This window comes from Akkermansia sp. KLE1798, assembly GCF_001580195.1.
Classification (GTDB): Bacteria; Verrucomicrobiota; Verrucomicrobiia; order Verrucomicrobiales; family Akkermansiaceae; genus Akkermansia; species Akkermansia biwaensis.
Window position 1 is genome coordinate 1 of the sequence record NZ_KQ971069.1, and the last position, 11,605, is coordinate 11,605.

The 11,605-nt window shown below is 60.4% G+C and carries 10 protein-coding genes; 3 read left to right on the forward strand and 7 right to left on the reverse strand.

Features of this window, described 5'->3' with window-relative positions; translation table 11 throughout:
• Positions 1 to 288: 288 nt before the first annotated feature.
• The 7 genes from HMPREF3039_RS01980 to HMPREF3039_RS02010 form a co-directional block, all read right to left on the reverse strand.
• Entirely contained in the window at positions 289 to 1,023 is a 735-nt protein-coding gene (locus tag HMPREF3039_RS01980; protein ID WP_197457874.1) for an acyl-[acyl-carrier-protein] thioesterase, read from the reverse strand.
• 116 nt (positions 1,024 to 1,139) lie between these two features.
• Positions 1,140 to 2,072, reverse strand: coding sequence for a UDP-glucuronic acid decarboxylase family protein (locus HMPREF3039_RS01985; RefSeq protein ID WP_067573286.1), 933 nt, complete (start codon positions 2,070 to 2,072; stop codon positions 1,140 to 1,142).
• Between the two features lie 182 nt (positions 2,073 to 2,254).
• Complete coding sequence (locus tag HMPREF3039_RS01990; protein WP_067573202.1) at positions 2,255 to 3,892, reverse strand: sensor histidine kinase; 1,638 nt, start codon at positions 3,890 to 3,892, stop codon at positions 2,255 to 2,257.
• A 3-nt stretch (positions 3,893 to 3,895) separates the two neighbouring features.
• Entirely contained in the window at positions 3,896 to 4,600 is a 705-nt protein-coding gene (locus tag HMPREF3039_RS01995; RefSeq protein WP_067573204.1) for a response regulator transcription factor, read from the reverse strand.
• 120 nt (positions 4,601 to 4,720) lie between these two features.
• Positions 4,721 to 5,092 (reverse strand): hypothetical protein, encoded by a 372-nt coding sequence (locus tag HMPREF3039_RS02000; RefSeq protein WP_067573206.1) that lies wholly within the window; start codon positions 5,090 to 5,092, stop codon positions 4,721 to 4,723.
• A 62-nt stretch (positions 5,093 to 5,154) separates the two neighbouring features.
• On the reverse strand, positions 5,155 to 6,150 hold the full coding sequence (gene hemB / locus HMPREF3039_RS02005) for a porphobilinogen synthase (protein ID WP_067573289.1): 996 nt from the start codon (positions 6,148 to 6,150) through the stop codon (positions 5,155 to 5,157).
• Positions 6,151 to 6,238: 88 nt separating this feature from the next.
• Positions 6,239 to 7,846, reverse strand: a complete 1,608-nt coding sequence (locus HMPREF3039_RS02010) for a hypothetical protein (RefSeq protein WP_067573208.1) — start codon at positions 7,844 to 7,846, stop codon at positions 6,239 to 6,241.
• Between the two features lie 652 nt (positions 7,847 to 8,498).
• Here HMPREF3039_RS02010 and thrS point away from each other — a divergent pair.
• The 3 genes from thrS (at position 8,499) to HMPREF3039_RS14265 (ending at position 11,410) form a co-directional block, all read left to right on the forward strand.
• Entirely contained in the window at positions 8,499 to 10,391 is a 1,893-nt protein-coding gene (gene thrS, locus HMPREF3039_RS02020; RefSeq protein WP_082770291.1) for a threonine--tRNA ligase, read from the forward strand.
• A 39-nt stretch (positions 10,392 to 10,430) separates the two neighbouring features.
• Positions 10,431 to 11,069, forward strand: a complete 639-nt coding sequence (gene infC / locus HMPREF3039_RS02025; RefSeq protein WP_067573212.1) for a translation initiation factor IF-3 — start codon at positions 10,431 to 10,433, stop codon at positions 11,067 to 11,069.
• A gap of 125 nt (positions 11,070 to 11,194) precedes the next feature.
• A complete protein-coding gene (locus HMPREF3039_RS14265) occupies positions 11,195 to 11,410 on the forward strand; it encodes a hypothetical protein (protein ID WP_067982828.1) in 216 nt (71 codons plus the stop codon).
• Positions 11,411 to 11,605: the final 195 nt, after the last annotated feature.

An 11,605-nucleotide genomic window follows, 5' to 3' on the forward strand; every position in this document is an offset into this window, starting at 1 on the left:
TAGGAACACAGGGAACGATCTTTGTGAACGGCAATGCGGACATTCGCAACGGAGCCAGCTCACTCAACGGAAGCATAGGCTACCGTTACAATTTTTAGGGAACCACTCTTTGGGAGTTGTTGGGAACAAAAACAGAAGGCCGCTCCGGGTAACCCGGGGCGGCCTTATTATTGGTCAGGAAAATGGACCTAAGGGACTTAGTGGGCAGGAAGTGTTTTTTCTCCGTTTGGTCCATTATGTCCATAGTGTCCACTCTGTCCATTTAGTCCATTTAGTCCATTCCACCCTCTAACCCCACTCCAGCACCGCCTCCGCGCGCAATTCATCTCCCTGCATGATATGGTGGCAGGTAAGATTTCCCTGGCGGAACAACAGGGACTTCATCTGCTCTCCGGCATGGCTTTCCTTCCTGAAATGCAGGTGAATGCCCGTCAGGGCGTGTTCTTCCTGCCACGCTTCCGGCAGGGATTCCAGTGCCCAAACCAGATAGGCTGCATTGTTGATATGGCGGTTGAAATCCATGTCCCGGCGTTCTGCCGTCCATTCCCGGATTTCCGGTTGAAGACCTTCTATGTCCATCCGGACGGGGGCGACCATCTCGCCGCAGGGCGTCTCCGGGAATTGGCTGATGTATTTGTTCAGGGGAACGGGGCGCCTGCGGCGGATGTCGATGACGGCCCAGAGACAGCTTGCCGCGATAATGCCGTTCCCCTCCGCATCCCGGACTTCCAGATTGCGGCGCGCCTGAAGAGGGGAGGCCTGGGCTGTGCAGGTGCGGAGCTCCACAACCTCTTTCCAGGCAGGGCGGCGTCCGATGGCCATGTCCAGGCGCACCTCCACCCAGGCCAGCCCGCGGGACATGACGAAATCATAGCCGAATCCCAGGGCGGAGGCGTGTGCCTCCGCTATTTCCTGAAGCCAGTGCAGAACCGTTTCCGGCTTCATGAGGCCGTCCGGCCCGCTCTCATAACTGCGGACGGCGGCTTGCGTGGAAAAGGTCCCAGCGGCTTCAACATGTTTCATAACCATTCATGCTACCTGGCCCTTACCGCGGGAGCCAGTCAAAAACGGGTAATCAAGCCGTAAAAACGGCGGGAGGGGCATGGACCGGATTTCTTCCGGACCGTCTTTTCCCGGCGTCAAAGAATGCTACGGAAATAGGCAATCGTCTTTTCCAGACCCTGTTCCAGAGGAACAGACGGCTGCCAGCCGAGCTTTTCGTACGCCAGCCGTATGTCCGGCTTGCGCTGGACGGGATCGTCCTGGGGAAGGGGGCGGAAAACCGTTTTGGAAGAAGACCCGGTCATTTCAATCACTTTTTCCGCGAGTTCCAGCATGGTGAACTCTCCCGGATTGCCGAGGTTGACGGGGCCGTGGAAATCTTCCGCCGCCATCATCCGGACCATGCCTTCCACCAGATCGTCCACATACTGGAAACTCCGGGTCTGCCTGCCCGTGCCGTAAATGGTAAGGTCTTCCCCCTTCAGCGCCTGGACGATGAAATTGGAAACCACGCGGCCGTCATTCAGGGTCATGCGCGGCCCGTACGTGTTGAAAATGCGGATCACCCGGACGTCCACGCCCATCGTGCGGTGGTAATCCATGAACAGGGTTTCCGCACACCTCTTGCCCTCGTCATAACAGGAGCGCGGACCTGCGGGATTGACGTTGCCCCAATAGGATTCCGGCTGGGGATGAACGGCGGGATCGCCGTACACCTCGCTGGTGGAGGCCTGGAGAATTCTGGCATGGCACCGTTTGGCAAGGGCCAGCATGTTGAGGGCGCCCAGCACGGAAGTCTTGACCGTATGAATGGGGTCGAGCTGGTAATGAGGGGGGGAGGCGGGGCAGGCCAGATTGTAGATTTCATCCACTTCCGCGGAAAAAGGCTCTGTAACGTCGTGCACCAGCGCCTGGAATCCGGGACGGTCCATCAGGTGCAGCAGATTCTTTCTGGAACCCGTAAAATAATTGTCGATGCTGGTGACCTCATGTCCCTCGTCCAGCAGGCGTTCACAAAGATGGGAGCCGATGAATCCGGCCCCCCCGGTGACTAAAATCCTTTTGCTCATGGCAGCGTTCACATGCGTTTTTGCATCCCGGCGCACTCTCCGGCTCCTGGCAGTCCCTGTCCGGAACGGTGAAACCGCTTCCTCCCGTGCGCCGCTGCCTAATGTCACATATCCGTCACGGGATGGCAAGCTTCATCAAGAAATGCAGCGGTCGCCAGGGCATCTTCTTTTTCCCGTAAAATTCAGGACTTGGGGAGGGTCAGCAGAAAGCTGGCGCCCCCCAGCGTACCGAACTCCAGTTTCAGGTCCCCGCCCAGGGATCGGGCGATGTCGCGCGCCAGGGAAAGCCCCAGGCCCACGCCGGGCTTCCGGCTGTTGGTGGCCTCCTTCGTGCGCCGGAACGGCTTGAATACCAGCTTCCGGTGCTTGGGGGAAATGCCGGGGCCGTTGTCCCGGAAGCGGATGACGATATTGTGGCGGTCCGCCTGGACGGTTAGCTGGACTTTCGCGTTTTCCCCCCTGGCGTACTTGATGGCGTTGGAAGTCAGGTTGTCCATGATCTGCTCCACGGCCACGGCGTCCGTATGGACGGGCAGAATGCGGATGGGCTGGGCCAGCGCAAAGGAAAAACTGATGCCCGCTTCCCGGAGGCGCCGTTCTATCTTCTCCGCAATGGGTTCAAAAAGCTCCTGGCAGGTGAGCGTGTCCTTCGTGCGCCGGATGGCGTTCCTCTGGAGTTTGGAATAAGCCAGCACATTGTCGATCAAGTGCTCCAGCCTCCGGCACTCCCGCTGCATGTTGGCGTAATACTCCGGCTTTTTCTGTTCCGGCACCATGCCGTCCTCCAGCATCTCCGTATAAAGGGAAAATGAGGTAAGCGGCGTTCTCAGCTCATGAGTGACGGCGGAAACGAAATCCCCGCGCCTCTGTTCCAGGCGGAACGTGCCCAGCATCAGCCAGATGACGCCGGCCGCCCCCACCAGCACCATGCTCCAGATCAGTGTAAGGGTCCACGTCAGCATCTGCTTGTGGTCCTGTACGGGCAGCTCCGCCGCGTCCCCCGGCAGGAAAACGAGCGGAGCGTTGGCAAAGAAAAGCGTGCCTTCCCGTCCGGTCTCTTCCGCAGGCGGGGCGGCGGGATCGAAAGTCGCCAGACGGCTCTGTGGGAGCTCCTTCGTCACCTGTTCCGGCAGACGCCTGTTCAGGCTCTCCATATTCATCAGGGCTCCCTGCAGGTAAACGCCGCGGTTGGTATGCACCTGCCGGAGAATATACAGATTGCCCCCGTCTTCCACCGGAACGAAGGAGGAAACGGTCTCCACCTGGGCGGGAACCCCGTCCTGAGGCGGTTCCGGCTCCGAAACCTCGTGAAGAATTTCATTCCTGATGTCCGCCCAAAGATTGCCGCTGGCCGGCAGGGAGATGAGGGCGGAAACCTTCTCGTTCAAACGCTGGTAAAGATTCTTCTCCCCGTTCAGCCGTTCGGAAAGCTCCTTGTTCAGCGCGGGCCCGGTGACTTGCCCGGAAGGGGATATCTGGAGATAGGCCGTGACGTAATCCGGCAGGTAGGAGGCCAGATTGGAGGAACGGGCGGGTTCGCCGGGGGCGGGGGCGTCCATGCGCTGGTCGTAGGGACGCCTGTAGGCGTAAAAAGGCAGGTACTCGTAATAGCCGCGCGCCTGCTCAAAAGTGATGAAGGCGGTGAGCAGGCGGTCCATCTCCAGCTTGGCCTCATGGGCCAGGGACTCCACCTTGATGCGGCGTTCGGAACGGCCCGTCTCCTCCGCCTGAATCAGGAGGACGTGGGTAAGCCAGCCCAGCGTGCCCACAACCAGCATCAGGCTGACGGTCAGCAGGATAATGCGGATGCGCCTGTTCACGTATCAGGAAAGGAAGGATGAATTCCAGCGGTAGCCCTGGCTTCTGAGCGTCTCCAGGGAGGAGGCCGCCTTCGCGCCCAGCTTGTCCCGCAGGCGCATGACGGTCATCTCCACGGAGCGCGTGTCCGTCAGCCGCGGGTCCATGTCCCACACGCGGCGGAGCAGCTCGTCCCTGGTGATGACCCGGTTGGGATGGGTGGCCATGTAGCTCAGCAGCTCGAACTCGCGCGCGGTGAGGGTGGCCGTCTTGCCGTCTTCAAACGTGAGCAGGCGGTTGGCGCTGTCCAGCACAGCGCCGGGAATGGTGATCTCCCTGATCTGGCGCGGCCGTTCCGGGGACCTGCGCAGCACGGCCTCGATGCGGGCGATCAGTTCCCGGATGCTGAACGGCTTGACAATGTAATCGTCCGCCCCCAGCTTCAGCCCCTGCACCCGGTCCTCCTCCTCCCCGCGGGCCGTCAGCATGATCACGGGCGTTCCGGGCCGTTCCTCGGACATGACCTGGAGCACCTGGAAGCCGTCCGCGCCGGGCATCGCCACATCCAGCAGGGCCAGGTCGAAATTGCGTTCCCGCACGGCCCTGATGGCCGCCAGCCCTTCCTCCGCGGCCAGCACCTCGTAGCCGGAGGCGGTCAGCACGTCCGTCAGGGCGTGCCGGATGCTGTCGTCATCCTCTGCAACCAGAATGGTATATGTTAAGCTGCTCATCGTTTGACCCTATAAAAACACACAATTTCCCCTTTTGTATAGAGAAACCTGCGCCCCTCCGGTAACAATGCCATAACAGGGAGTGCTTCCGCCGCGGAATTCCCGGCGGTCGCGGGCGCTTCAATTCTGCGTAAGACTCCGGTACGCAGCCGGCAGGCTGGCGGTGGGAATCTCGATAGCCTCCATCGGCCCCGGCACGGTGCCTTCAAAAAACGGCACTCCCTTGTAGGAAAGGATAATCCGGGAATGAACCATGCCGGCGGTGGTCTGGCGCAGAAAATCCCTGTCCCGGAAAACGAGCAGCGTCTTTCCGTTCTCCGCGGCCACGGGGCGGCACTGGAAATTGCCCAGCATAGTGCCGGAAGCGTCCGTCATCTGCACGGGCAACACATACGCCTCTGAAAAAGTGGGGGCGTACACCCCCCACAGGGAAGTAAGGCCCATGACGATGACAATCAGGACGCCGACGAATATTTTCGTGGAAGTGGACATGCGGAGAGTTGAATAATGGTGCTGGCCGCATGCCCGCGTTCCGGAGCGGATGCCGTGCGGCGTCAGCGTTCTTGTTTAAGCCATTCGGCGGCCTGCGGGGCGTAATAAGTAAGGATCATGTCCGCCCCGGCGCGCCGGATGGAAGTTAGAGTCTCCAGAACGGCCTCCCGTTCATCCAGCCAGCCGGAGGCTGCCGCGGACTTGATCATCAGGTACTCTCCGCTAACGTGGTAGGCCGCTACGGGCAGCGTGACATGCCTGCGCATGGCCGCGATCACGTCCAGGTACAGCGTGGCGGGCTTCACCATCAGGATGTCCGCGCCCTCCGCTTCGTCAAGCTGGGCTTCCCGCAGGGCTTCCCGGATATTGCCGGGGTCCATTTGGTAGGTCTTCTTGTCCCCTTCCTTCGGAGCGCTCTCCAGGGCGCCGCGGAACGGCCCGTAAAGGGCGCTGGCATACTTGGCGGTGTAGGCCATGATGGAGACGTCGTCCAGGGCCTCGGAATCCAGCGTGGCGCGGATGGCGGCCACGCGGCCGTCCATCATGTCGCTGGGGGAGATAATATCCGCCCCGGCGTCCGCATGGCACAGGGCCTGTCGGCAGAGGACCTCCACGGAATCGTCGTTGAGAATTTCCATGGTGCCGTCGGACCGGAACTCCACCAGGCCGTCGTGCCCGTCGGAATTATAGGGGTCCAGCGCCACATCCGTCATCACGGTCATGCCGGGAACCTCGCTTTTAAGGGCGTAAATGGTGCGGGGAATAAGTCCGTCCGGATTGTAGGCCTCGGAGGCGTCCGGCGTCTTCTTGTCGTCCGGAATGGAGGGGAAAAGGTCCAGCGTGCGGATTCCCAGGTCCATCAGGCGCTTGGCCTCCTCCACCAGTCCCTGCACGCTCCAGCGCGTGCAGCCGGGCAGGGAGGAAATGGGCTGGTTATCGTCCCCCTCGTGGACGAAAACCGGGCAAATAAGATGTTCCGGGGAAAGGGAGGTCTCCCGGACCAGGCCCCGGATATTGGCGGACTTTCTGTTGCGGCGCGGCCGTATCGGTAGATTCATCATGGTGGATTATGAAAAAAATAATTGGGCGGGCATGTCGGGTGCTCTTCCCCGGCCGACGGAACTCCCGGAGCCGGAAAACTTCATGCTACAATTTCAGCGGTTTTTCATCGTCCGCTCCGGTCAGCATCCACCCTTTCTCCGTCCGGGTGAAATACAGGTTGCATCTGGTAAAGCCGGACTTGGGCGTCGGCTTGAGGCCGATGGTGGCCTTCAGGGAAGTCCCACCGTCCTTCAGTTCAAAGGCGCCTTTCAGCGTGGGCTTGTAATCCTTCCTGTTCCGGGAGGAAGGCTGGAACTCCTCCTTGCTCATAACGGCCTTCAGCTGCTTGAGCGCTTCTTCAAATTCCGGAACGGAGGCGAATCTGGACGGGGCCAGCATGCGGATCAGCGTCAGGCTGTCTCCGGCCTCCAGGGCGCGTCCGGCTGCGGAAACCGCCTCCTTAGGTTCGGAATAGGCAAGGGCCGGATACGTCCTGTGGAAATCCGCAATGATGCGGCTGGTGGTGGACTCGTCCGGCTTCAGGTTCCAGGAGGAAAAAGCGTCCCCCACATACATCTTGAACACCGGAAAGCCGTCCGTGGGGTCCTGTATCTTTTCCAGCGCGTAGCGGTAGATCAGGGCGGGCTTGTCTATGTCCGGCAGGCTCATGCGCGGCGGCAGAATGGTCATGGCCGCAATGCTGTGGATATCCTTCTCCGTCTTCTTGGCCTCGTTCTTGTTGCGCTCCGGCTGGTCGTCCCGCTTGTTCGGGTCAAGCTGGTCGTCCGGATGGGGCTGGAGGGGAACCAGGATGGTATTCGGGAACCCCATGAAACTGAGGTTGGTAGGCTGAATGTAGCGGTTCTCCGGATTCCGGTCCTGCAGGCGCATGGCCTTCACCACGGGGGTGAGTCGGGCACTCTGGGTAATGGCGGACTCCATGTAATAGGGAGCGACGAGCAGGGCTGCGATGCGGGCCGGATCGCCCTCCTTCACGGTGCGGATCAGGAGCTTTTTAATCTCGTCGTCTGACTTGCCCTTGACGGCCTCCACCCGGAACCGCTTGATATGTTCCAGGGCCTTCTTTACGGCGGCCACGGAATACTGGTGCGCGAGGCCGAAAATCTTCTTCTTGGCCTCGGTGGAAATCTGCGCCGCCTGCTGGCGGACATGGTCGTTGAAAGGCAGGAACGTATTGTCAAAACTGCCGGGCGTCAGGGACGCCTTCCACTCCCCGTTCTTCTTGACCAGGGCCACGGCGGTGGCCGCGTAAACGTAGGGGTTGGTCCTGTCTGGCAGCATGATATAGGCCATGGCCAGGTCCCCGTCCATGATGATGGAGGCTTCGTCCACGAACGGCGGCCTTTCCGGGGAAGACGCCGTCACGTAGGCCTGCACGGCCTCCATGCGGGAAAGAATGCTCTTCAGCTTCAACGGCCCCACGAATGGGGACGTGGCGGGCAGGGACTTGTACGGCTCTGCGCTCCAGTCCGTTTTTTCCTGCAGGGCGCGGAGAAGAAGCTTGGCCGCATTGAAGGGCGTGCTCTGGTCCGGCAGGGGGGCATTGTCCCCGTTCCCTTCACTCCCGCCTTCCGGCGTTTTGTCCAGATTGATCGGGAAACTTGCCGGGGCGTCGGGAGGAGATTCCTGCGCGCCCGCGGAAAATCCGCAGGGCAGGCTGAGGCAGAGAAGGGCGAGGGGGAGGAATTTCATAACCGCTGGCCGTCAATATGGCATAAATGCGTTCTGCTGTAAATCATTCATTGCCTGATGGCGGACCGGACTAACCCGGCAGGGGAAAAGTGGAAAAAGGGGAGAAAAAAGAAACGGCCGCTTCCCGGAACGCCTGCACAGGTGCTGGATGAAGCCGCCGGTGTGAAAACCGCGGGCACAGGGATTCCGGGCGACCGGCACAGGGGGGAATCCGGTAAAGACCCTGCCGCGGTTTTCCGGGAAAAATGGAGCGGGACGCATCCGTCAGCGCCTTCCGGAAAAGGACGGAGGGTGGAAAAACTCCTGCCTCCGGAAAAAACAAGCCACGGGAACCTGTGCCGCCGCGGCACCGCTGGAACAGGAGGAAACATGCACCCTGCGGAAAGAAAAAGTGCCCGTGGAAAATGGAACAACGCCGCGGGCATGATGAACTTTCCATGCCGGAATCCCTGCGGGACCGGGAAAAACGGCAGGCCGGTAAACCTCCGGCAATGAAAAACAGAGCCGCGGAAACGCGGGCAACTGCCCCGTGTGGTCCTTCCCGGCCATCGCGTGGCGATGCGCTTGTCGGAACCGATATGCCTTAAATTTTTGGAAAGGCGGCTTTTTTGCATTTGCCAACAGTGCCTGAGGGGGGTTAACTAATGCGCGTATGTCCGAACACAAGGAAAGAAAGACTCTTGAAGAACGCAATCAGATGTCTGATCTGGAACGCCTGCGCCACTCCTGCGCGCACATTCTGGCCACGGCCATTTGCCGCATCTGGCCGGATGCCCAGCTGGCGGGCGGTCCCGCCGTGGAAAACGGTTTCTATTACGACGTGGAACTGGACCACCGCATCAGCACGGAAGACTTTGAACGCATTGAAGCGGAAATGAAAAAAGTGGTGAAGGAAAACCAGACCTTCCAGAAGGAAATCATCTCCCGTGCGGACGCCATGAAAATGGCGGAATCCGGGGAACTGGGCGCCCTGGGCCCGCGTAGCGGCCCCTCCCGCTTTAAAATCGACCTGCTGAACGACATCCCGGAAGACGAGCAAATCTCCCTGTATCGCAACGGAGACTTCACGGACCTGTGCGCCGGACCCCATGTGGGCCGCACCGGCAACTGCAAGGCCTTTAAAATCATGAGCGTGGCCAGCGCCTTCTACAAGGGGGACAAAAACCGCCCCATGCTCCAGCGCATCTACGGCACCTGCTTCCCGAACCGCACCCAGCTTGACGAACATCTCGCGCGCCTGGAGGAAGCCCGCCGCCGCGACCACCGGAAGCTCGGCCGCGAGCTCGGCCTCTTCTGCATTGACGAGGCCGTGGGCCAGGGCCTCATCCTCTGGAAGCCCAAGGGCGCCCTCATCCGCCGCTCCCTGCAGGACTTCATCACGGAGGAACTGGACAAGCTGGGCTACTCCCAGGTATACACCCCCAACATCGGCAAGCTGGACCTGTACCGCACCTCCGGCCACTTCCCGTACTACCGGGAAAGCCAGTACGCCCCCATCCCGGAGCGCGACGCCATGGAAAAACTCTGCGAGGAAGGCGCCACCTGCGCGGAACTCTTCAACGGCCTGACGGACGGCACTATTGAAGGCTACATGCTCAAGCCGATGAATTGCCCGCACCACATCAAAATTTACGCCAATGACGCCCACTCCTACCGCGACCTGCCCGTCCGCCTGGCGGAATTCGGCACGGTGTACCGCTGGGAACAGAGCGGGGAACTGGGCGGCATGACGCGCGTGCGCGGCTTCACCCAGGATGACGCCCACATCTTCTGCACCCCGGACCAGCTTGCCGGGGAAATCCGCCAGTGCCTGGGCATCGTGAAAACCATCTTCGGCACCCTGGGAATGACGGACTACCGCGTGCGCCTCTCCATGCGCGACCCGGAAAGCGACAAATACGTGGGTTCCCCGGAAAACTGGGACAAGGCGGAACAGGCCCTGCGGGATGCCGCGGAATGGCTGGGCGCGGACTACAGTGAGGAAGCCGGGGAAGCCGCCTTCTACGGCCCCAAGATCGACTTCATCGTGCGCGACGCCATCGGCCGCGAATGGCAGCTCGGCACCGTGCAGGTGGACTACAACCTCCCGGAACGCTTTGACCTCCATTACACCGGGGCGGACAACAAGCCGCACCGGCCCGTCATGGTGCACCGCGCCCCGTTCGGCTCCATGGAACGCTTCACCGGCCTGCTCATCGAGCACTTTGAAGGAAAATTCCCCACCTGGCTCTCTCCGGAGCAGGTGCGTGTGCTCCCCATCTCCGACAAGGTCATGGACATCGCCAAAACCTACCGTGACGCCCTGGCCTCCCGGGGCGTGCGCGTCACGGTGGATGAAACCGCGGACAAAATCGGCGCCAAAATCCGCAACGCCCGGCTGGAGCGCGTGCCCTACATGCTCGTCATCGGCCAGCGGGAGGCGGAGGAAGGCACCGTTTCCGTACGCCACCGGGACCGGGAAGACCTGGGCTCCATGCCCTTTGAACAATTCATGGATGCCGTCTCCCGGGAAATAGCGGAGCGTCATATTTCCCCCGTGATTTGAGTTGCCAAGTTATTTTATTTAGTTTAGTAATATCCGGACGTGCCAATAAAGCCAACGAAGAATAATGACGGTAATCGCCGCCGCGAGCGCGGTGATCAGACTCGGGTCAACGAGCGGATCCGCGCCCCCCGCGTGCGCGTGGTGACCGCCAACGGAGACCAGCTCGGGATAATGAACACGCGTGAAGCGCTGGAAAAGGCCAAGGCCCTTGGCCTGGACCTGGTGGAAGTGGCGAGCAACGCGGACCCGCCCGTGTGCCGCGTGGTGGACTACGGACGGTACAAGTACCAGCAGTCCAAGCTTCAGAAAACCAACAAAAGCCGCACGATCAAGCTCAAGGAGGTCAAGCTCCGCATCGGTACGGACACCAACGACTACAACGTGAAAATGGCCCGTACGGAAAGCTTCCTGGACCACGGTCACAAAGTGCGCTTCCAGCTCCGCTTCCGCGGCCGTGAAAACGCGCACCACGAACTGGGCTACGACATGCTCAACAAGGTCATTGCGGACATGAAAACCATGGCGCAGGTGGACCAGCCCCCGCGCCTGGCCGGCAACACCATGCACATGGTGCTGGCTCCGTTGCCCGCCGCCCAGCGCGTGAAAAAATTCACCGCCCACCTGGACGCCGATTTCGACTCGGAAGACTCCGCCTTTGACGCGGAAGACGACGAATAAAATTGCGCTTTTTTCTTCATTTCACAGGCTTTCCGCTCCAAGAACGGAAAGCCTTTTTTATGCCGGAATGTTGTCATGCACGGCGGTCCCTCGTGCCGCACGGTCGGGAATTGTCCGGAAAACGAATGTGGGAGGTCCCATGGAATCATGGAAGGGGGCCTTTTTCCCGACCTTCTTCCTGTTCCGTCTTCATCGCACACGCGGGAAAGTTTCTGGACGAAAGGCGCGGGACGGAATACTATGGCCTCTGCATCGCAGCAGGTGCGGGTTGTCGGAACGGCTGGAACGACTCCGTGGTGGAACCTTCTTCCGTCCTTCTCACTCCCCGCGCCAACCCCTAGCTCACAGAAAAATCCCGGAACACCGGCGATTCCTGTAACGCTCAGGGTATCTTAGATTGACATCTCCCCATATACCATTTTAGGCATGGAATATGCATCTCCGCGGACAGGTTGGCGCAAAATACCTTTTGCGTGCCTGACTCTCAATATGTATATCTCCCCGCCGTCGCACCCTCACGGGTGCGTGGATTGAAA